The following is a 21,047-nucleotide window of genomic DNA, read 5'->3' on the forward strand; positions in this document are numbered from 1 at the left end:
TCTTCAGGGTTGGTCAGTGTTGATCAGGGGTGGTATTGGCGGAAATCGCTTCGATGGCCAGGCCGGCGGCGGCGCGCGTGCCGATGCCCACGGCCGCAAACGGCTGGCCCGGCGCCAGCGGCACGCCGACCAGGTCGGGCCGGAAATAGATGATGGCGCCGTCGGTCAGGATCACGCCATTGGCTTCGCCGCGCGGACCGTGCAGCACGGCGTCGATCACGCCGCGCACCGAAAACTGCTGCAACGGCGGCCGTGACGATGGGGATGGCAGCATGGGCGGGCCATCGCCCTGCCCGTCCACGGCGCCACCGGAAGCGAGATTGACCAGCGCCTGCGCGCGCATGGCGCCGCCGCTGGCCGGCTGGCCGATCACGCGCACGCGGTCGCCCACGGCCACCGCGCCTGCCAGCCGGCCGGCCAGGTGCGGCGGCAGCAGGACCACGGTGCCGTCAGCCAGGCGCACGCCATTGGGCTCGCCGTAAGCCGTGATCAACAGGCGCTGCACCTTGCCCTCGAGGACAGTCAGCGCCGCTTTGCCGGGCGGCGCCGCCGCTGTTGGTGCCAGCTGTGCCAGCTGTGCCGACGGCGCAAGCGGTACCGGCAATGCCGGCGGGCCGGGCGGCGCGGCGCTGGCGGCATTCGCCACGCTGGCGAGCAGCGCCACCAATAGCGCGGCCGGCAAGTGGCGATAGCATGGCATGGCGTGCGACGGCGACGATTACAACTGGCCGCCGGCCGGCGGTGGTGGTGGCGGCGCCATGCCGTCACGTGGTGGCGGCGCCATGCCGTCACGTGGTGGCGGCGGAGGTGGTGCTGCGCCGTCAGGCGGTGGCGGTGGCGCCATACCGTCGCGTGGTGGTGGCGGCGGTGCTACGCCATCAGGCGGCGGTGGCGGCGCCATGCCATCACGTGGGGGTGGCGGCGGTGCTATGCCATCAGGCGGCGGTGGCGGCGCCATGCCATCACGTGGGGGTGGCGGTGGTGCTACGCCATCGCGCGGCAGTGGGGGTGGTGGCGGCGCCATGCCATCACGGGGTGGCGGTGGTGGTGCTGCACCGTCACGCGGCGGTGCCGGCGGACGTACGCGCTGGCCCGGCTGACCAGGCGGCGCCCGGCGCGCGCCGGCTGCCGGCGGCGGCGGTGGCGTATCGGCCTGGGCCAGCAGCAATGGTGCTGGCGGCTGAGCAGGCTGCGACGCGGCAAAGGCAGCAGTGGCGGTGACAGCGGTCAGTGCGACAGCCAGCATGACGGGTTTCAGTTTCAGGGTATTCATGGTTCTCTCCTTGTTTCATTAAAAGGCGGGGTAACCATGTCTATGCAGATAGCGTGCCAGCCCTGCCCGCCTGCAAAACGCCCGAATCGGGCGTTCGGCGCCGCCGCTTGTCCGCTTTGGTGACACCTGCTTGTCCGCCCTGCGGACAGCGTCACACATCCAGACCATATTGCGCCAGCTTGCGATACAACTGCTGGCGCGACAGGCCGAGCCGGCGCGCCGCCTGGCTGCGGTTGCCGTCGCTGGCGGCCAGCGCCCGTACCAGCATCGCCGCCTCCAGCTGCGCCACGGCCTGGTCCAGGTTGCCGTCCCAGTCGATGGCCAGTACATCTGCGGCCAGCGGCACGGAAGTGACCGAACCAGCACCAAGCGCCGCCCCGGTGGCGCCAGCAACGCCGCCAGGGGCAGCAGCCACTCCGTCAGCCAGCGCGGCAACTGCATCCACGCTGCCGATGGCCGCAGCCGGCCCGGTAGCGCGGGATGGCGTACCGGCAGGTGCAGCATCAGTCGCGCCGACGGACGCCGCTGACGCCCCTGCAGCCGTTGCCAGCCCCAGGTGCCGCTCCTCGATCAGATCGCCCTCACTGAGCGCAATCGCGCGCTGCACGGTGTTACGCAGCTCGCGCACATTGCCGGGCCAGTCGTGCGCGCGCAAGGCGGCCAGCGCGGCGTCCGACAGCCGCTTGCTGCGCCCGCCGCCGTGATGGAGAAAATGCGCGAGCAGCACCTCGATATCGCCCTGCCGTTCGCGCAGCGGCGGCAACACGATGGTGATCACCTGCAAGCGGTACAGCAAGTCGGCGCGGAACCTGCCCTCTGCCACCTCGCGCTCGAGGTCGCGGTGGGTGGCCGCCACCACGCGCAGGTTGACCGCTTGCGCGTGGCGTCCGCCCAGCGGCGTGACCACGCGCTCCTGCAGCACGCGCAGGATCTTGGCCTGGGTGGGCAGCGCCATGTCGCCGATCTCGTCGAGGAACAGGGTGCCGCCGTCGGCCTCGCGGAAGCGTCCGGGGCGGTCGGCCGTGGCGCCGGAAAACGCGCCCTTGACGTGGCCGAACAGTTCGCTCTCGAGCAAGTCGGCCGGAATCGCCGCGCAGTTGACCGCCACGAACGGCCCCTGCACCCGGGCGCTGTTGCGATGCAGCGCCTGCGCCACCAGCTCCTTGCCGGTCCCGGTTTCGCCAAGCACCAGCACCGAGTTGTCGCTGTCGGCCACCAGGCCGATGCGCTTGAAGATGGCGCGCATCGCTTCGCTGTTGCTGACCATGGTGTCGTCCGGGTCGGCCACTGCATTGTCCATTTCAGTGTCCACGCCATTGGCCGCCCGCGCCCGCAAGGCCCGCGCCAGCGTCTCGGCCAGCACGCTGCGCCCGATCGGCTTGGTCAGGTGGTCGAAAGCGCCCAGCCGCATCGCCTCGATGGTATTGGCGCCGCTGGCGTAAGCGGTGAGCATGATGCACGGCACGTCCGGGGCGATCTCGGGCGCGGCGCGCAGCAGCGCCAGGCCGTCGTCGCCGGGCAGGCGCAAATCGACGATGGCGGCGGCGATACCGCCCGCGCCCAACGCGCGCAGCCCCGCCTCGGCGCTGGCGGCCTGGCGCACGCCGTAGCCAAGGTCTTCCAGCGTCTCGGCCAGCGTGGCGCGGAAGGCGGTGTCGTCGTCGACGACCAGGATCAGTTCCATGGCAACTCCATCACGATGCGGGTGCCGGGACTGTGGTTGGCGTCGAGGCTGACGGCGCCGCCATGGGCTTGCACCACCTCGCGCACCACGGCCAGCCCGAGGCCGGTGCCGCCGGGCCGGCCCGTCACCAGCGGATCGAACAGGCTGGCCTGCAAGGCCGGCGGCACGCCACGGCCGTCGTCGGCCACCCACAGCCGCAGGACGCTGCCGTCACGGGCCGCGCCCAGCTCCACCCGGCCGCCGGCCGTGGTGTGGGCCAGCGCGTTGATCAGCAAGTTGTCGATCACGCGCGCCATTTGCGCCGGATCGAACAGCGCCACCTCGAGGTCGGCGGTATTGGCACCGCCATCGACCTGCGCGGCGGCGCCGTGGGCAGCAGCATGGTCGCCAGGCGCAATACCGGCCCCCAACGTCAATGCCAGCGTCACATCAAGATCGGCCGCAGCATCGGCATGGTCCTGGCGCCGTTGCGCCAGCCAGTCGGCCAGGACCACTGGCGCCCGTTGCGGGTGAAATGGCTGGGTGAGCGCCAGCAGGCTGGCGACCAGGGTTTCCAGCCGCTGTACTTGCAGCAGGGTCGTGTGCAGCGCCGCCTCGGTGCGGGCGCCACGCTTGTCGGGCGATGCCGCCAGCGCGTTGTCCACCTTCATGCGGATGGTGCCGAGCGGATTGCGGATCTCATGCGCGAGCCCGGCAGCCAGGCTGCCCAGCGCAGCCATCCGTTCGCTGGCCACCAGCAGGCCCGACAGCCGCTGCACCTCGCGGCCCCAGCGCGTGAGCAGCACCGCGAACCAGGCGCCCGCCAGCACCAGCGCACACAGCAGCGCGCTGACCGCCAGCACCAGGTGGTCGAGCGCGTTGTCGGCGATGGTCGCCACCCGGGTCAGGGTCCAGCCGGCGACATCGGCCGACACCGGGCAGGCGCCATACACCACCGCCTCGCGCAGGCCGGGACGTACTTCCAGCACCGGCGCGGCGCTGGCCAGCGCCCGTTGCGCCAGCGAGGCGATGCGCGGCAACTCGGCAGCCGGCGCATCGTCCTTGACGCCGCTGCCGTCGTAGGTGGGAAACGCATACCCGTACACGCCGCGCTGCGCCTGCCACAGGCCGCCTTCGACGCCGTTGTCTTCGCGCAGCGCCATATCGACCACGGCGCGCTCGACCGCTTCGGCTTGCGCATCGCGGCCGTCCAGGCGCTGGGCGCCGGCGCGCATGATCTGGCAAATCACGGCGGCACGGGTACGGGCGGCGGCGATCTGCGCCTCCGACCCTTGCCGTCCCAGTTGCAGCAGCAGCCAGATGACCAGCAGCACCATTGCCGCGATCGCCGCCCACAGCCACGACAAATCGCGTTTAAGCATTCCATTCAGCACTATATATCCTTTAGGCAACCAACCTGTCGCGCATTATGCCGCTTCAAGGCAGGCACGACAGCACAGTAGCCTGAAAGTAAGTTAATGCGAAATGGTTAGCGACAACATTTGATCGCGGGTTAGCTGCTGCAACGGCACCGGCTGCTAGCCGGGTTCGAAGTCGAGGTGGGAGACGTGGGAGAGCCGGACGGACCGGTAGTTGCACGGAAGTTCTGTGACGAAAAAAACCGCCGGCGTGCGGCGGTCGGTGGCTTCGGGGTCAAGCTGCAGCAGCGTTACAGCAACGTATAAGGCTCGCCCTCGTCTTCCGTGTAGCGCAACGGCGCCAGCTGGTGGCTGGCCGCCACGTCGGCCAGCGACGGCCCGGACTCGGCCGGCAGCGCGATGTTTTCGTGCGAGAACACGCGCTCGAAAATCTCGTCTTCACGCACGCGGGAAGCGCTGGAAAACTCCAGCGGCTCGGACTTGTTCTGGTACCACACTCGATAAAATGGCATGCCGGTCTCCTCAGGATTGATGGCACATTATGGCGGGTTTTTCTATCGTGCGGACCTGGCCAATGGGAATACTGGCACGACGGCCTTATTTACTTCGTAAATAAAGCTTATTCACTTATTTACATCGCAAACTTCACGCCGGTGTACTACATTGTGGCGATACCAATCACAGGAGCCAGCGTGAACGTCCCCCACCCTCCCACGCGTTTTCAGTCCGACCATCAAGCCGGTTATCAATCCGGCTTCGGCAACGAGTTCGCCACCGAGGCGCTGCCCGGCGCGCTGCCGCTGCACCAGAATTCGCCGCAACGCGCCCCTTACGGCCTCTACGCGGAACAGTTGTCCGGCACTGCTTTCACGGCGCCACGCGCGCACAACCGGCGCAGCTGGCTGTACCGCATCCGGCCTGCGGCCATGCACCAGCCGTTCCGCCAGATCGACAACGGCCGCGTGGTCAGCCGCTTCGACCAGGTGGCCGTGCCGCCCAACCAGCTGCGCTGGGATCCGCTGCCGCTGCCATTGCCGCAGGACGGTGCCGATTTCCTCGACAGCTGGGTCACCATGGCCGGCAATGGATCGGTGGCGGCGCAATCGGGGTGCGCGATCCACCTGTACTCCGCCAACCGCGACATGGCGGACCGCTACTTTTACAACGCCGATGGCGAGCTGCTGATCGTGCCGCAGCAGGGCCGCCTGCGCATTGCCACCGAGCTGGGACTGATCGAGGTCGAACCGCAGGAAATCGCGGTGGTGCCGCGCGGCGTGCGCTTCCAGGTGATGCTGCCCGACGGCGCCGCGCGCGGCTATATCTGCGAGAACTACGGCGCCTTGCTGCGCCTGCCCGACATGGGGCCGATCGGCTCCAACGGCCTGGCCAACCCGCGCGACTTCCTGACCCCGCGCGCCGCCTTCGAAGACCGCGAGGGCGACTTCGAACTGGTGGCCAAGTTTGCCGGCAACCTGTGGAGCGCGCGCATCGGCCATTCACCGCTGGACGTGGTGGCGTGGCACGGCAACTACGCGCCGTACAAATACGACCTGCGCCATTTCAACGCGATCGGTTCGATCAGCTACGACCATCCCGATCCGTCGATCTTCCTGGTGCTGCACGCGCCGTCCGATACGCCGGGCGTCGATACGCTCGACTTCGTGATCTTCCCGCCGCGCTGGCTGGCGGCCGAAAACACCTTCCGTCCGCCCTGGTTCCACCGCAACGTCGCCAGCGAATTCATGGGCCTGATCGAGGGCCAGTACGACGCCAAGTCGGCCGGCTTCCGCCCCGGCGGCGCCAGCCTGCACAACTGCATGAGCGGCCATGGCCCCGACGCGGCCACCTTCGACAAGGCCAGCGCCAGCGACACCAGCGTGCCGCACAAGGTCGACCAGACCATGGCCTTCATGTTCGAGACGCGCGACGTGATCTGCCCCACCGCCCACGCGCTGGCGTCGCCGCAGCTGCAACCCGACTATTACCAGTGCTGGCAAGGCTTCAACAAGCACTTCAACGACGAGGGAACCGGCGTCTGACCGGCCGGGCAGCGCGGACGCACAAGGCAGCATTCACGCCGACTGCCCCTGCGGTCCCAGCCGTGCCAGCACGCCTGCCCCGAACACGTCCTGGTATGGCAAATCCTTGCGCTGCGCATAACCGATATAGCAGTCGCACTTGAAGCGCGGGCAACTGCGCTCCTGCAGCAAATCGGCCAAATCATGCTGGTACAAATTGCCGAGAATCTCGGGCACGAAATGGCAGCGCGTGAGCGTGCCGTCGCCATCGACCGACAGCGCGGCTTCACCGGCCAGGCAGCCCTTGCCGCGTGACGGCGCCGGGCGACGGCTCTGCGCAAACCACGGATCGATGACGTCGAGCCAGGCCAGGTCCGCGGCCGCATAGTAGCCGGGGCCACGCCGGTCGTAGGCGTTCAGCCACAGATAAACGTGCGGCGGCAGCGCCGCGCGCAACGCGCGGATGGCGTCGTAATGTTCGCGCAGCGCCACCACGCCGACCGAGTAGCGCACGCCCATGGCGCCCAGCCGCGCGCACCGTTCGACAAAGCGCGCCAGCGTGGTCTGGTCGGGGTGGTAGGTGCACCACAGCCCGATCTTCGCACGTGCGATGTCGCCCATGTCGGCCAGCCAGCCGAGCGGGCCGGACAGGTTGGTTTGCAGCGCCACCTGGCACACGTGCGGCAATGCCGCCAGCGTATGCATGGCGGCGCGGTAGTGGCGCCGCACCAGGGCTTCACCCCACGGCGTGAACAACACGCTGATGGCGCGGTCCTGCGCAGCCACCCAGTCGGTAAAGCGCATCACCTCGCGGGCATCGCGCGCCAGCACGGCGCGGCTGTCCTGCTGCTTGGCGAACGGGCAGTAGCCGCAATCGTAGTTGCAGCTCGAGAGCGTGCCGCGGTACAGCAGCGCCAGTCCGCTGTCGGGCACTGTCAGCACGCCTGCCCGCTTTCAGCCATCAGCGCACGCACCTGGTTCGACGCCAGCCACGGGCCGATGGTGTCGGCGTAGGCGTAGCCCTGGTCGTTCAGGCGCAGCAGCGGCCCGTCCCGCTGCACCAGCGCCAGGGCGAACAGTTCGGCCAGTTGCGGCAGATCGTCTTCGCAGGCGGTGCCGAAGCGCGCCGTGTAGGCGTCGCGGTCCAGGCCCGGTTCCGTCAGCAGCGACTGGATCACGTAGCGCCTTTGCTGGTCTTCAGCGCCGAGCAGGTAGCCATGCTCGGCCTGGGCGAAGTGCGCCTGGTCGAGGGCCAGGTAGTTGTCGATGATGCCGATGGTCTCCACGCGGGCGACCGCGTATTCGCTCGAATAGTGCAGCTGCGAAGTGTACGAACGCGCACCGGCGCCCAGGCCCACCATGCCGTCGTTCTGGCAGCAGTAGGACGGGCCGGCATCAAGCGGCGCATGCGGCGCGCGGAACATGCGCATCGATACCTGCACATAGCCTTGCGCGCGCAGGTGGTCGCGCGCTGCCGCGTACAACGCCAGGCGGCTGTCGCCGTCGCGCGCCAGCATGATGGGATCGAGGGTATGCGCGCCCTGGCGCCGCGCTACCTTGCCCAGGCCGGTCTGCTCGCGCACGTACAGCGGATACAGGTAGATTTCTTCCGGCGCGAACGCCAGCGCGCTGTCGATCGATGCCAGCAGGCTGGCCACCGTCTGCCCGGCGATGCCGTAGATCAGGTCGAGGTTGAGGGTCGGAAAACCGGCGGCGCGGATCAGGCCAATCGCGTGGTGCACGGTGGCATTCTGCTGCGGCCGCGCCAGCGCACGCATCTCGCCGGCGGCAAAGCTCTGGATGCCCAGGCTCACGCGATCGATACCGTGCGCACGGCACACCGCCAGCCGTTCGGCGTTGATGGTTTCCGGCGATGCCTCGATGCCGGCCGGGGTGGCGTGCAGGTCGATGCCGAGGATGTCGCGGGCGCCGCACAACAAGGTTTCGAGTTGCGCCGGCGACAAATACGTGGGGGTGCCGCCACCGAGCGCAAAGCGCGCAAAGCGACGCTCACCGAGCACGCCATCCATCGCGCGCATCTGCACCAGTACCTGCTGCACGTAGCGCTCGACCATGTCGGCGCCGGGTCGCGCCATGGCGAACAGGTTGCAAAAGCCGCAGCGCATTTCGCAGAACGGAATATGGATGTAAGCAAACAGCGCGGAGCGATCCTGCTGCGCCCACAGCGGCGCCAGCGGCGTGGCCTGCTCCAGCTTGCGATACGCCGCCTTGTGCGGATACGAGTACGAATAGGCCTGGTAAGGCGTGTGGCGCATGCGCTGCGCCAGGTTGCCTGGCGCTTCGGAGGGATTCACGGTGCGGTTCCTGTCGATTTTGCGGGGATGAAGAAGTGCGCATACGGCACGTTCCAGACGCTGTCGTGCGCCACGCGGTGGCCGCGATAACCGTCTTCGCCATACGCGCTGCCGTGGTCGGAGCAGACGATGGTAAAGGTGGGCGCCCGCGCGGCGCACGCATCGAACAGCGGCGCCAGCGCCTGGTCCACGTAGCGCAGCGCTGCCGCGTGGCTCTCCAGGTTGTCGGCGCGACAGCCCGGCAGGTAGGCGCGGTTGGGCGCGTGCAGCGCGGCCACGTTGAGGAACAAAAAAGTGCGCTCACTGGTTTGCGCCAGCAGTTCGCGCGCCAGCGCCACCTGCTTTTCGGTCGAGTGGCGGGCGGCCACACCCATGCCGGCGTTCCAGTGACTTTGCTGGAACAGCGCCGGCAACACGCGGCCCAGCGCGGTCTGTTGATTGAAAAAGCCGACGCCGCCGATGCAGATGGTGCGGTAGCCGCGCGCGGCGAGCGCCTCCGGGATACTGGCCTGCTCGAAAGCGAAGGTCTGAGGCGACGTGGTCTCGCTGCCGGCAAAGGCGCTGGCAAACAGGCGCCGATGGCGGCCCGGGGCCGCCGGCGTGGGCAAAAAACCGGCAAAGAAGGCCTGGTGCGCGGCATAGGTAAACGTGGCCGGCGAGTGGCGCCGCTCCCAGCCCGCAGCAGGCAGAAAACGGCCCAGTACCGGCAGTTCGCCGGCTTCGAACAGGGCTTGCGCCACGTCGTAGCGCAAGGTGTCGAGCGTGATGAAGACGATGTCGTGGCTGCCCACGACCAGGTTCATGTCCGTCATGGCGCCAGCGCTTGCAGCTGCGCTGCGCAGGTATCGCGTCCCTGCCACAACAGGCCGGGCAGCAGGTCGCCGAAAGCGTTCGCTTCCAGCACGTGGGCCTGGCCCCGGCGCACCACCAGGTCGTAGCCGGCCACGCCGCTGGCGGGAAACGTGCGCGCCGCCTGACGCACGGTCGCTTCCAGCGCCGCCATGTCGGCTGCACCCAGCAGCGCGGCGGCGTCGCCGCGCCGGTTGTCGAGGTGCAGATTGGTCATCATGCGCGTCCCCAGGCGCGCCACCCGGTGCGCGGGCTGGCCGCCGATGGCGACCACGCGCAAGTCGTAGTGGGAGTCGCCGCAGCGCGGCTTGTCCAGCCACGCTTCCGCGTACAGTTCCTGCGCGGCCAAGGCATCGACCAGCGCGCCGATATCGGCGGCGCGCTCATAGCGCGCGATGCGCTTGTCGTTGAACAGCCGGATGGCGCCCTGCGTGTGCACCATGCTGGCGGAGCTGGTGGCCTGCTGGCGCCCTGCCCGGTTGCGCCGGTACGCCACCACGCCCGACGCGGAAGAACCGTAGCGCGGCTTCAGGTACAGGCGGTCGAGGTCATGCTGATCGAGCAGCGCTTGCAGGTGCTCGTAGCCGTCCACGCGACCCAGCAAGGCAGGCACGGGCACGCCGAGCTCGCGCAGGTGGCGCTGGCACGCCAGCTTGTCGGTCATCAGGCAGATGTCGCCGGGCGCGTTGACCACCTGCGCCAGCGGCAGGCCGGCCAGCTGCTGCGACAGGCGCGCCATGGCGTCGGCAAAACCGGCAAACCAGGCATCCATCGCCAGCAGCTCGCCATGTTCGGGCGCGCGCGGCGGCGGCCGGTCCAGCAGGCGGCAGCCGTCCTGCACCAGGTGCAGGTGCGCGGCGGCATCGTCGCCGGGCGGCTCGATCTTGAACAGGCACGGCAGATCGAGCGCCTGCGCCAGCAGCGAAGGCTGCTCGAGCCAATCGCGCCATTCCAGAACGCGCGCGGCCGGCATGCCAAGCTGCGCGCGCGCCGCCTGCAACAGCCGCACGCGCTTGCTGGCAGCGGTTGCCAGCACAGTCATCGCGGTCATCCGCTGACCCGACAATTACTCGCCGACGGCCACGTAGCGATGGCCCTCGCCATCATACTGGTCCTCTTCCTGGGGATCGTCGAGCACGACGTCGAACGGCAGCGCCTTGAGTTTCTGCTGGTTGGCCGGCGAAATATAGTGGTGCGACAGGTCCAGGCGCGCGAGGTTGCCCAGTTGCGTGCCTTGCAGCAGCGCCTCGGCACCAGCGTCGCCGATGGTACCCAGCGACAGGTCGAGCGTGGTGACGCTGGCCAGCAGCGGCTCGCTGGCCAGCCATGCAGCCAGGTCGTCGGCGATCTCGGCGTCACGCAGGCCCAGGTAGCGCAGGCCTGGCGTGGCCAGTTGCGCCAGCACCTTGCGGTACAGCGCCACGTCGCCGGAGAAGCCATAGTCGTCCGCGCCCAGCCACAGCTCCAGGTGTTCCAGGTTGGGCATGCTGGAGGCGGCCAGCGCCAGCGCGATTTTCTGATCGAGGCCGCCGGATTCGATGGTGAACTTGCGCAGGTGCTGGTGCGCGAACGGTTCGATGGTCAGCTCGTTGCCGCCGCGGATGCGCAGCTCTTCCAGTTGCGGGAAGGCGTCGAGCAGCGGCTTGTAATTGCCCTGCACGATCCACGAAATTTCGCATTCCTCGTACGTCATGTCGCCGACGAACAGCGCGCGCAGCGCCGGCAGTTCCGGCGCATGGCTGGCCAGCGCGGCGATCACCGCATCGGCGCCCGCCTCGTACGGTTCGCCCCACATGCCAATCACCAGCGCTTCCAGCGTCGCCTTGTCGGCGCGCGCCAAAAAGCTGTCGATCAGCTCCGGCATCTTGCGCTTGTCGTCGTAGTCGAGCGCCAGCCGATAGACCACGTCGGGCGACGGATCAAAAGCGCTGTCGGGATCGTACTGCACGACTTTTTTGTTGTGGAAGGTGGTGGTGCTGTCGGAAATCGTCATTGCGGGGGCTCCGTGGCGGACAGGAAATCTTGCTTATTCCTAAATCTTACCATGGGAGGGCTTGCCACAGGGAGGGTCTTGCCCCCCCGTTCACTACGCTGAACGCCGTTTTCTTACTGCGGCGGCTGGCCGTTGGAAGCCATCAATCCGGCATCTACCGGCAAATTGACGCCCGTGATCAGGCGCGCGTCGTCGCTGGCCAGGAAGGCCATGACTGCTGCCACGCCTTCCGGGGCAGCCGGTGCACCGAGCGGCATGCGTTCCTTGAACTTGGCGACAAGCTCTGCATCCTGCAACATGTCCCGGGTCATACCGGTGTCCGTAAAGCTTGGATTGACTGCATTGACGCGTACGCCATGCTTGGCAGCGTCGAGCGCCATCGCACGCACCATATTGCTGACAGCGCCTTTCGACGTGTTGTAGGCGAACATTTCCCAGTCACCGCCCAGGCCCGAAACGGACGAGGTCATGACGATCGATCCTCGTACCTTGACCAGCTCGGGCATGGCTGCCTTGGCCATGTGGAAGTAACCGGCCACGTTGACCGCCATCACGCGGTCGAAGTCTTCCGCGCTGGTGTTGGTGATGTCGCCCGAGCTGCCGATACCGGCATTATTGATCAAGACATCCAGGCTGCCGAAGCGCTCGATGGTCGCTTTGACGGCGACGTCCGCAGTCCTTTTGTCGGCGGTATCGCCAACCTGCACCAGCACCCGGTCCTGCGGAAGCTGCGAAGCTGCCTTGGTGAGCGCAGCCTCATCGATATCGATCATCACGACATGCGCGCCTTCGTCGAGGAAACGGCGGGCCGCAGCCAGGCCCATTCCCGAAGCTGCACCTGTGATCAGGACGGTCTTCTTGTTAAAACGGTTCATCTAAATCCTTTCTGGCCCGCTGTGCAAGCTCGAACGATGGCGCGCATCATTGATTGGTCGACGTGGTGCTCGACGGCGGCTGCGCCGTGGAATTCGGATCGGGAGCAACCGGCGTGGCCGGCGCACCCGTGGTGCCGCCCGGATTGGCATCGCGCGTGGTGCCGCCTGCCGTGGTGCCGGGCTTGGTCATGTCAGGATCGGGCACCACGTTGGGATTGGCAGCCTGGCTGGCCGTTGGCGCCGGCATATCTTCAGCTTTCTTGTTACAGCCGGTGAGAACGGCTACACCAATGGCGGCGCCCATTAACAACTTTGCGGAGGTGGAGAAGATAGTCATTGGGAGTCCTTTCAGAGACAGTCGAAACGTTGCGGTATGCAGTGAGAAAACGCTGCGCGAAAGGGCGAGTGTGGTGCATGCCAGCGGACGGCTCTGTACGGCACGCCACAAAAACCTGTCATCTCTTGTACTATGAATTTTTCCGGATAGATCGACGTGACCAAGAAAGGAAGTTATGGAAAAATTTAATTCCGATACGGCATTGCGCCATGCACAATCGTTACCGTCCTGGAAGCTTGATGCCGCAGCCGGGACGATTGATCGGGAGTTCGTCTTTGCCGATTTTGTTCAGGCGTTCTCGTTCATGACGGAGGTGGCGCTCGCGGCCGAAAAACATAAACACCATCCCGAATGGTCGAATGTGTATCGCACGGTAAACATCCGTTTCACCACCCACGATGCCGGCGGTCTCACCAGCCTCGATTTCATCATGGCCAACCTCGCGGAAAAAGCGTACGGGCGCTTCGCGCCGCAGCCTGGCCGGGAAGCAACCCAACCATGATGCAAGCTGGCGACGCTAGCCGACGTGCCGATTGGCCAGCGGGATTTTCCCGCTCGGCAAGATGGGCCTGGTCGTTTTCCAGATCGTCACACTTGCACGGCAGCCTTTCTGCCTGCCGCCGAAAAGGCAAGCATCGCGCCGATCGCGCCTGCTGCACCGAGGACCCAGGCGGCAGTGCTGCCGGAAAAGCCAACAGCATGACTGATCGCAACCTTGCCGGCCTGGGGCGCCAGCAGTTCAATGCGTCGCTTGTTCATCGCCACACCCAGCTCGATCAGACGTTCTTTGGACAGCTTGCGCTCGGCAGCAGGCAGTAGCACAGTTTCTTCATCCGCAACATGATGGATTACCTCGCGCATCAATTCCAACAGCACCCGGTCATGAAGATCGTCGGTGCCGGGAATGGTGCGCAGTTCGCGGATCAGGCGCTTCATGTCGGCATGCTCATGCGGCGCTTTTTCCAGCGCCGAGTCGCCTGGGTCGATTGTCTGCATGACCGGATAAAAAATCTCTTCTTCCAGTGTCGCGTGAATTTCCAGCGCGGCACAGATCGTGTCGCTCAGTGCCTTCTTGACGGTGGGACTTTTGTCCTGGGTAAATTGATGAAAGGTAACGAAGACATGAGAATGATCGAAGCGGATCATGTCGGTCACGGTGGGACTGAGTTTTGCAAGGGAAAACATGATGTAGTCTCCTGAACTATAGATGTCGGCGTACAGGCATGATCCCTCCATAGCCGACAAACTCATGTAGGAGTAGCGATCGATGCCATGTAAGAGCTGGTGTTCAAGGTTGATTTAATCAGGGAATTTTTATCGACGAAGCACGCGCAACCGGCGTCATTCCACGTCCGACATCTTACTGATCCCTGGAGCACTGATAGGGGCGGCAAGATTTTTCTACGTGTCGGCCGAATCAAGCGCACGCTCCCGCCCAACCGCGTAGCCCTGGGCGAAATCGATTCCGATCTCACTGATGACCTCCAGTGTTGACGCATCCTCGACGAATTCGGCGATCGTCTGGATACCTATTACCTGCGCAACTTTCTGGATCGACTCGACCATGGCCCTGTGTACCGGGTTGCTGGCAATATCGCGGACGAACGAGCCGTCGATCTTCAGGAAGTCCACCGGCAGCGTTTTAAGGTAGCCAAACGACGACAGGCCGCTGCCAAAGTCGTCCAGCGAGAATCGGCAACCAATCAGTTTGAGTTGAGATATCAGGTCTTGCGCTTTCAGCAGGTTGCGAATCGCTGCAGTTTCGGTGATCTCAAAACAGATCTGTGCGGGATCGACTCGGTTTACCGCAAACTCGCTAACGATGAACTGATACAGCGCATCGTCGCTCATCGATGCTCCCGACAAATTCACCGAGTACAGCGTTGGCCCGACTTCTTGCGCCAGGACGGAAAAAATCCCGCTAACCGGCACTTCGGTTTCAGTGTTGCGCCCATGCTGCTCCTCCCGCACAGGCTGGGATTGTGACCCCACGCTGTAAGCGATGTGCCGGCATACCGCGCGGATGACCCAGCGGTCGAGCATTGGCATCATATGGTAACGCTCGGCAGCGGGAATAAACCGATCAGGCCTGATCACGTCACCGCCCTCGTCGGTGAGGCGCACCAGGACTTCTTCGTGTTTCATGTGGTTGCCCCGTAGCGGCGCGATCGGCATCGAGTACAACGTAAACAGGTCCTGCTGCATCGCGTCGTTCAGTGTCGCCACCCACATCATCTCGCTGTGCCTGCGCGTGATGGCGGCGTCGTTTGGAGAGTAGACGTGGACGCGATTGCGTCCCTGGTCCTTGGCGAGGTAACAAGCCTCGTCAGCGGCAATCATCAGGTCGCTGACGGAAGTACTGTCTGCGCTGATTTCAGCCATGCCTATGCTGGCGCCGATGTCGAAGCTATGGACATCCCAGACGAAACGAAAATCCTTGACCAGTTGGCGGATTTCCTCGGCAATACGACGCGCCTGGTCCATGCGGCAGTAACCCAGAAGTACGCCGAGTTCATCCCCGCCGAGCCGCGCCAGAACGTCGCTCTCGCGCATGCGCTCTTGCAGCTGTTTGGCCAGAATCTGCAACAAGGCGTCGCCGGCAGCGTGACCGGCGGTGTCGTTCACCAGCTTGAACCGGTCCAGGTCAATGTACAGCAATGCATGGGTATGGTTATCTTGCTTGGACACGTGCAGCGCATGGGAAATGTGTAGCTCGAATTCACGCCGGTTGAACAGGCCGGTCAGCACGTCATGGCTGGCGTGCCAGGATAGCTGGCTCGACAGCGCGCGCTGATGGGTGACGTCGCGGAACACCACCACCGCACCGACGATGCCGCCACTGTTCACGCGGATGGGTGCTGCGGTGTCCTCAACGGCGATGCGGCGGCCGTCGCGCGTGAGCATCGCTGCGTGTGACGAGATACCCACTGTTTCGCGCCTGAGCAGACATTTGTAAGCGACATGCTCAAGCGGCGTGTCGTCGACTTCATCGACGAGCGGCATCACTTCGTTGACGTCGCGCCCAGCCGCCCGCTGACGGGGCCAGCCGGTCAATTGCTCGGCTGCCCGGTTCATGAAGCGTATGGCACCGTGGCAGTCGGTAGTGATGACGCCGTCACCAATACAGTCGAGCGTCACCTCAGCCATCCGTTCGCGTTCGTTGACGAGGCGCTCGTGCTCAACCATACCAGTGACATCTCGAATCAGCCCGAGTGTGCGGTCCGGATGTCGGCCATCACCGCACAATACCTTGGCATCGGCGTGCAGCCAGCGTACCGTGCCTTCGGCGAGCCGCACACGATACCCGAGGTGGTACTCGGCTCGGGCGTCCACCGCCATTTGCATCGTATCGAGCAGCTCGTCGCGGTCGTCTTCATGCACCAGCGCGAGAAACTGCGTAAACGGCTGCAATGTCTCTTGCGCGGGCAGCCCTACCATTGCAGCACCACGGGCCGACCACTGTATGGTGCCTTCATCAATCTGGCCGTTGACCACGGTCGAATCCCAAATCGCCATCCCGGCGGCCTCGATCGCCATCAGCGACCGCAGTTCGTGATCATCCATGTATGCCCTTTGCGTCAACGATCATTCAATTTTGTTGATACTGACGTGCTCGACTTCAAAATTGTTTGATTTTGCGCAAATGTGCGGCAGGTTTTTGGAGATAGTCGCGATGGGCGACAACGCTGATGCGCGTGGGTAAGAGGGGGGTTCCGATCCCTCATGCCCACTATACGGTTGAAACTTTCCTTGAAGTTAGCGCTACCTATGATAATCTTGATAAGCAAACCACATCAAAATCATGGGTACAGTGGAACAAAAACATTACAAGGGATGGACTGTCACGATCCGCTGCACTCAGCGTTTGTCGGGCATGCCTGCTCGGTCACGTTACGAATCAGCCGCAACGGCCGAACTTGATCCTGGACAAGATCCTGGAAAATGGATCGATCCAAGGATACAAATGCTCGACACCGGCACGCGACGCTTCGATAGCCATGTTCAGTGTGTTGATGTGCTCTACACCGAAGTCAAAGACCTGATCGATGCCTTGGAGCGATAGTCCCCGGTTGCTCTGTCAGCTCATAGAAGCGTAAGCCTCCAGCGACAGCAAGAGGGCAAACAACACCAGTCCAGCAAGAGGCGGCTTATGGGTGGCATAGTTATCGGTACGTCAAGGTCCAGCGGATTGTCAGCGGCTTGGAAAACGTAAAATTGCTTGTAGCGCAGCTCACGAGTGACCGCATTGCTCCTGTTGGGGAGCGGAACGGTTCTGCGCCCCTGGTCGGCGCGACCGCGCAGCTGTCCAGCCCTTCCACCTCGAAAGAGACCGCATCACCCTGCGCGAAGTTGACCTTTTTGCCTTGAACTGTGGCGCCGTCAGAGAATGAGGCGAACTCAAGGCTGGCGCGCGCGACCTCCACTGGAACCTTCGGCGTGTACTTGTCGGTACGGACGATGACACCGGGCGCCATTGCGTAGGTGGTCTCAAGCCGGATGCGGTCGTCGGGCGTCGGGGCCTTGCCGCCGAGCCGCGCCAGTTCGTCCTGCCGATAGCTGACGCTGGCCTGGTTTCCTTCGCTGCTGGACCGGATATCCTTGATGTAGCTGGCACCAATCAGCTCGGTGCCATCGACCAGCCTGAACTTGGGCAGCAGTTGCGGGTGCTCGGCACCACTGTCGGGGATGCCGGCGACGATGCCGGTGGCGAACGGCAGCGGGTAGTAGGGGCTGTTGTCGTACTGGCCCCCACCGCCGTTGACCATCAGCAGGCTGAAGTTGTGATGCCGGTCGCGATAGATGGCCAGTGCGCGGTCGTACTGTCCTTGCGCGAAACGCACCAGGCTGAAGCGCGGACGGGTCCGGTCCAGCCATGCCTGCAAATCGGCCTTCGGTTGGGCATCTTCCATTCCGGCCTTGCTCCAGAATTCGCTGGTGAAGATAAACTGATGCGCCAGCGAGAAATTCTCGCCAAGGATGCGGTGCTTGGCTCGATAGGCATCCGTGCGCCTTCCCTGGCCCCACATGTCGACCGAGTGCATCGCCGGGTTGTACCAGAAGTCCACATACCTGGCGACGATGCGGGTCGAGTACGCGTAGGCATACTGTTTTTCTTCCGGCGTCAGCACGCCGAGATAGGCCGACACCGACAAGATCTCCAGCGCGGCGGTCTCCCCGTATGGTCCCAGGCTGCGGCCGAAGGTGAAGCCGTCGCCCGACGTGTTCGCAATGTTTAGAGCCACGTCGGCAGCCTTGCGCAACAGCGCCTTCAGCTCCCGCGTCACCGTCAGGCCGGTCTCGATGAAGCGCTCACAGATTTCGGCGATCAGCAGGATGCTATAGCGGTCGAAACGGCCTTCGCCGGCGGTCTCGTCGGAAAAGCCAAATTTGCCTGAGTAGGTGTTGTAATGCTCCATCATTTTGTCGAGCAGAATGTTGGCGCCGCTGTCATCTTCCCAGCCCAGCAGCATGCGCAGACGAGCCACGCTGAAAGCCACGCCGTAGTAATTGGTGGGCAAGCGTATCAGCTGGAAGTCGGGTTGGGTGACGAAGTGGCGCCAGTCGAGCTTGGCGCGCAGCGCCGCTAGCGTAGCTGGCGAGACCGCCTGTTCCAGCAAGCCAGCCTGCTTGAGCTGATACAGGGCGGTCAGATAATAGTGTATGCCCCAGGTCTGGTTATCCATGCCGATCGTCATGTCGGCGATGGCGCGGAACTGGCGTAAACGCTCTGGCAGGCGGGGGTCGCCCTTGCGCATGTTCAGCAGCACATGGGTAAGACCGACGGCAATTTTGCCCTGCAAGAATTTATCGTTGCTCTTCAGTGCCGCGACACCGTCAAGCGTGAAGTTGTCCTTCTCGGCCACCATCTTATCGAACAGGTACTCCAGCTGCGGGTACAACTGCTGCTGGATGATCTGGTTCATCGGGACCGCCGCCAGCGGCGGCTGGTAGCTCGACGATGGCGGCGGTGGCAGGCTCTCGGCGGCGCCGGCGTTCAGCGACAGTATGCCGAACAGTGCTGCGGCGAGCAGCCGGACGTTGCCAAGCTTGGGTGTGGGTTTCGTCACTAGTTTTCTCGTGCTGCGCATCCGTGTTCCTCCGTTGGGGTATCTGGTGATTGATATCGGGGTCTCGCGGCAATCAGTACATCGGACCCGCCGTCACGAAAGGGCCGCCCTGGAAGATGGTGGCAGGGTCATCGCCAGGACGCTCCGCCGTGTCCGGGAAAAGGTACTTGAACCGGCGCGAGCTGTCCGTTGGCCTGAAGCCGAGATGGCTGGCCTTGCGGTTGTCCCACCAGCTGGCGTCGTTGTCGGAGGTGCCGAAGACGATGGTGTGTCCTACGCGCGGTGTAAATAGCGCGCAGCGCAGCAGTTCGACCAGGTCGTCGTAGCCGAGGTAGGTCGTCATCATGCGCGCATTCTTCGGTTGCTCGAAAGACGAACCGATGCGCAAGCAAACGGTCTCGATGCCGACGCGGTCGTAGTAATAACGCGACAGCGCTTCGCCGAAGCACTTGCTCAGGCCGTAGAAACCGTCCGGGCGCAGCGGCATGTCGGCATCGACAATTTCGGTATTGCGGTAAAAGCCGGTGACGTGGTTGGAGCTGGCGTACACCACACGCTTGACGCCAGACTTGTGCACCGCCTCGTACAGGTTGTACAAGCCGAGGATGTTTGCCTGCATGATAGGTTCGAACCTGTCCTCGACAGAAATGCCGCCGAAATGCAGAACCGCGTCGACCCCCTCCGTCAGCGCCAGGACCGCAGACTTGTCTGCCAGGTCGCATTGGACGATTTCCTCGCCATCACCCGCCTCGCCCATGCCGGCGCGGTCGCTCAGGCGCACAATGTGCGCCCACGGCTTGATACGCTCTCGCAAAACTTGCCCCAGCCCGCCAGCGGCGCCGGTCAGCAAAAGTCGATGGAAGGGTTTTTCGGCGGGCGTGTCGATCATCATGTTATCCAGTGAATGGGGCTAGTCGTAGAGGCTATCGAACAAACGTTTTACCAAGTATATCCAAATACGCTTCAACGTCAACATCTTCTTCGAAAGGAAGTTGGTCGGGGCAGTTGGCAGAAACTGTGCGATCATTTGCGCTTTTCTCACCACAGTTCCGGCCATCTGGAAAAAATGAAAATCAAGGCACCAACCATCCGCGACGTCGCCACCGCCGCCGGCGTTTCGATCACCACAGTATCGAGGTATGTGAACCAGGCGCAGCGGTTTTCGCCAGCGGTCGAAGCTACCATCAAGTCGGTGATCGAGGAATTGGGCTATCGCTCCAACCCGCTGGCGCAATCGATGATCACAGGGCGTACCAACAATATCGGCCTGTCAGTACTCGATGTGAGCAATCCGCACTTCACCAGCATCATCAAGGGCGCCAACCGCGTTGCCACCGAACATGACTACACCTTGCTGCTGGTTGATATTGATGAGAATCCTGGTCGCGAGCGCATGCTGCTCGAGTCGCTGAGCCGCCGGGTTGATGGTTTGCTGGTGTACTCGCGACTGCCCGAAGATGATATGGACTGGATGGCTAGCCTTGAAAAGCCCCTGGTATTCTTCGGTCGCCTCTCCCGCCTGGCGCTGCCCACCGTCACTAGCGACGACCACCGCGGCGGCTACATGATTGCTCAGCACCTCGTGGCGATGGGGCATGAGCGCATTGCCTATCTGGGGTTTCCGAAGTCGCACCGAGACCAGGACCGCATGGCCGGCGTCCGCGACTGCCTGGACACACACGGCTTGCCACTGCAGGCGTTCGGCGGCGCGGCGCCCACAGCGATCGAGGGCGAACGCAGGAGTGCAGACATCATGTTAGGGGAGCAGCGGCCAGATGCCATCATCTGCTATAACGACATGATGGCACTCGGTTTCATGCAAGCAACGCAAGCCCTTGGCTTCAGAGTGCCGGAGGATATCTCCGTTGCGGGCTTTGACAATATCCAGTTCGGCCGCTATGCCTCGCCGCCCCTCACCACTGTCGACCTGCGCAGTGAGGAGATGGGTGTCGTTGGCATGAATACCCTACTCTCCAACATCGGCGATGACGCCAGCATCGATCTCACTCTCCTGGAGCCGCAGCTAGTACTGCGCTCATCGATCAAGCGGCGCGCCCTATCGCTCGGCTGAGCCCCCCCCCCCCCCGAACACCCCTCACGCTGTCCAATAATCGTTTTTTCTGGTCGCGCCTGATGGCATCCCCTGCCTGGCGTTTTCTCTGCAGCGCCGCCAAAAAACTACTATTTTTCCAAGATATACTCATTTTTACGACAAAAAGAAAAAACGTTTGTCTAGCCTTCTTTTGCGTGTATATTTACTCCGGAATCGGCGCTTGA

20 protein-coding genes are annotated in these 21,047 nt (G+C 64.1%); 4 read left to right on the forward strand and 16 right to left on the reverse strand.

Annotation, left to right across the window (positions count from 1 at the left end; genetic code table 11):
- Positions 1-13: 13 nt before the first annotated feature.
- From J2X54_RS08985 to J2X54_RS09005, 5 genes are all read right to left on the reverse strand, one after another.
- Positions 14-700 carry a hypothetical protein gene (locus tag J2X54_RS08985; RefSeq protein WP_310179922.1) on the reverse strand — a complete coding sequence of 229 codons (687 nt, stop codon included), beginning with the start codon at positions 698-700 and terminating at the stop codon, positions 14-16.
- Positions 701-718: 18 nt separating this feature from the next.
- Positions 719-1,273 carry a hypothetical protein gene (locus J2X54_RS08990; RefSeq protein ID WP_310179923.1) on the reverse strand — a complete coding sequence of 185 codons (555 nt, stop codon included), beginning with the start codon at positions 1,271-1,273 and terminating at the stop codon, positions 719-721.
- Between the two features lie 151 nt (positions 1,274-1,424).
- Positions 1,425-2,957 carry a sigma-54 dependent transcriptional regulator gene (locus tag J2X54_RS08995; RefSeq protein WP_310179925.1) on the reverse strand — a complete coding sequence of 511 codons (1,533 nt, stop codon included), beginning with the start codon at positions 2,955-2,957 and terminating at the stop codon, positions 1,425-1,427.
- Entirely contained in the window at positions 2,948-4,318 is a 1,371-nt protein-coding gene (locus J2X54_RS09000; protein ID WP_310179927.1) for a HAMP domain-containing sensor histidine kinase, read from the reverse strand. Before J2X54_RS09000 ends, J2X54_RS08995 begins: the two co-directional genes overlap by 10 nt.
- A 287-nt stretch (positions 4,319-4,605) precedes the next feature.
- Complete coding sequence (locus J2X54_RS09005) at positions 4,606-4,827, reverse strand: hypothetical protein (protein WP_310179928.1); 222 nt, start codon at positions 4,825-4,827, stop codon at positions 4,606-4,608.
- Between the two features lie 180 nt (positions 4,828-5,007).
- Here J2X54_RS09005 and hmgA point away from each other — a divergent pair, with 180 nt between their 5' ends.
- On the forward strand, positions 5,008-6,354 hold the full coding sequence (hmgA, locus tag J2X54_RS09010) for a homogentisate 1,2-dioxygenase (RefSeq protein WP_310179930.1): 1,347 nt from the start codon (positions 5,008-5,010) through the stop codon (positions 6,352-6,354).
- Between the two features lie 33 nt (positions 6,355-6,387).
- Here hmgA and J2X54_RS09015 read toward each other — a convergent pair whose 3' ends face one another.
- The 7 genes from J2X54_RS09015 to J2X54_RS09045 all read right to left on the reverse strand — a co-directional run bounded on the left by J2X54_RS09015 (position 6,388) and on the right by J2X54_RS09045 (position 12,702).
- On the reverse strand, positions 6,388-7,275 hold the full coding sequence (locus J2X54_RS09015; RefSeq protein ID WP_310179932.1) for an STM4011 family radical SAM protein: 888 nt from the start codon (positions 7,273-7,275) through the stop codon (positions 6,388-6,390).
- Complete coding sequence (locus J2X54_RS09020) at positions 7,269-8,648, reverse strand: STM4012 family radical SAM protein (protein ID WP_310179933.1); 1,380 nt, start codon at positions 8,646-8,648, stop codon at positions 7,269-7,271. Before J2X54_RS09020 ends, J2X54_RS09015 begins: the two co-directional genes overlap by 7 nt.
- Positions 8,645-9,460 carry an STM4013/SEN3800 family hydrolase gene (locus J2X54_RS09025; protein ID WP_310179935.1) on the reverse strand — a complete coding sequence of 272 codons (816 nt, stop codon included), beginning with the start codon at positions 9,458-9,460 and terminating at the stop codon, positions 8,645-8,647. The genes J2X54_RS09020 and J2X54_RS09025 overlap by 4 nt, the downstream gene beginning before the upstream one ends.
- Entirely contained in the window at positions 9,457-10,548 is a 1,092-nt protein-coding gene (locus J2X54_RS09030; RefSeq protein ID WP_310179936.1) for an STM4014 family protein, read from the reverse strand. The genes J2X54_RS09025 and J2X54_RS09030 overlap by 4 nt, the downstream gene beginning before the upstream one ends.
- Before the next feature lie 15 nt (positions 10,549-10,563).
- On the reverse strand, positions 10,564-11,490 hold the full coding sequence (locus J2X54_RS09035; protein ID WP_310179937.1) for an STM4015 family protein: 927 nt from the start codon (positions 11,488-11,490) through the stop codon (positions 10,564-10,566).
- Between the two features lie 113 nt (positions 11,491-11,603).
- Entirely contained in the window at positions 11,604-12,365 is a 762-nt protein-coding gene (locus tag J2X54_RS09040; RefSeq protein WP_310179938.1) for an SDR family oxidoreductase, read from the reverse strand.
- Between the two features lie 46 nt (positions 12,366-12,411).
- Positions 12,412-12,702 (reverse strand): hypothetical protein, encoded by a 291-nt coding sequence (locus J2X54_RS09045; RefSeq protein WP_141749612.1) that lies wholly within the window; start codon positions 12,700-12,702, stop codon positions 12,412-12,414.
- A 175-nt stretch (positions 12,703-12,877) separates the two neighbouring features.
- Between J2X54_RS09045 and J2X54_RS09050 the strand changes: the two genes are divergently transcribed.
- On the forward strand, positions 12,878-13,204 hold the full coding sequence (locus tag J2X54_RS09050) for a 4a-hydroxytetrahydrobiopterin dehydratase (protein WP_310179939.1): 327 nt from the start codon (positions 12,878-12,880) through the stop codon (positions 13,202-13,204).
- 86 nt (positions 13,205-13,290) lie between these two features.
- Here J2X54_RS09050 and J2X54_RS09055 read toward each other — a convergent pair whose 3' ends face one another.
- Complete coding sequence (locus J2X54_RS09055; protein ID WP_310179940.1) at positions 13,291-13,887, reverse strand: hemerythrin domain-containing protein; 597 nt, start codon at positions 13,885-13,887, stop codon at positions 13,291-13,293.
- Positions 13,888-14,103: 216 nt separating this feature from the next.
- Positions 14,104-16,266, reverse strand: coding sequence for an EAL domain-containing protein (locus tag J2X54_RS09060; protein ID WP_310179941.1), 2,163 nt, complete (start codon positions 16,264-16,266; stop codon positions 14,104-14,106).
- Between the two features lie 238 nt (positions 16,267-16,504).
- Here J2X54_RS09060 and J2X54_RS09065 point away from each other — a divergent pair, with 238 nt between their 5' ends.
- The gene (locus J2X54_RS09065) at positions 16,505-16,765 is read left to right on the forward strand and encodes a hypothetical protein (RefSeq protein WP_310179942.1); all 261 of its coding nucleotides are present in this window, start codon (positions 16,505-16,507) and stop codon (positions 16,763-16,765) included.
- A 100-nt stretch (positions 16,766-16,865) separates the two neighbouring features.
- On the opposite strand, the gene J2X54_RS09070 is transcribed toward J2X54_RS09065, so the two are convergent.
- Together J2X54_RS09070 and J2X54_RS09075 are read right to left on the reverse strand one after the other, a co-directional pair.
- On the reverse strand, positions 16,866-18,791 hold the full coding sequence (locus J2X54_RS09070; protein ID WP_310179944.1) for a hypothetical protein: 1,926 nt from the start codon (positions 18,789-18,791) through the stop codon (positions 16,866-16,868).
- 52 nt (positions 18,792-18,843) lie between these two features.
- Positions 18,844-19,662 carry an NAD-dependent epimerase/dehydratase family protein gene (locus J2X54_RS09075; protein WP_404990897.1) on the reverse strand — a complete coding sequence of 273 codons (819 nt, stop codon included), beginning with the start codon at positions 19,660-19,662 and terminating at the stop codon, positions 18,844-18,846.
- A 174-nt stretch (positions 19,663-19,836) separates the two neighbouring features.
- Between J2X54_RS09075 and J2X54_RS09080 the strand changes: the two genes are divergently transcribed.
- A complete protein-coding gene (locus tag J2X54_RS09080; RefSeq protein ID WP_310179946.1) occupies positions 19,837-20,841 on the forward strand; it encodes a LacI family DNA-binding transcriptional regulator in 1,005 nt (334 codons plus the stop codon).
- Positions 20,842-21,047 lie beyond the last annotated feature (206 nt).

The sequence above is a fragment of the Duganella sp. 3397 genome, from assembly GCF_031456625.1.
Lineage (GTDB): Bacteria > Pseudomonadota > Gammaproteobacteria > Burkholderiales > Burkholderiaceae_D > Rugamonas > Rugamonas phyllosphaerae.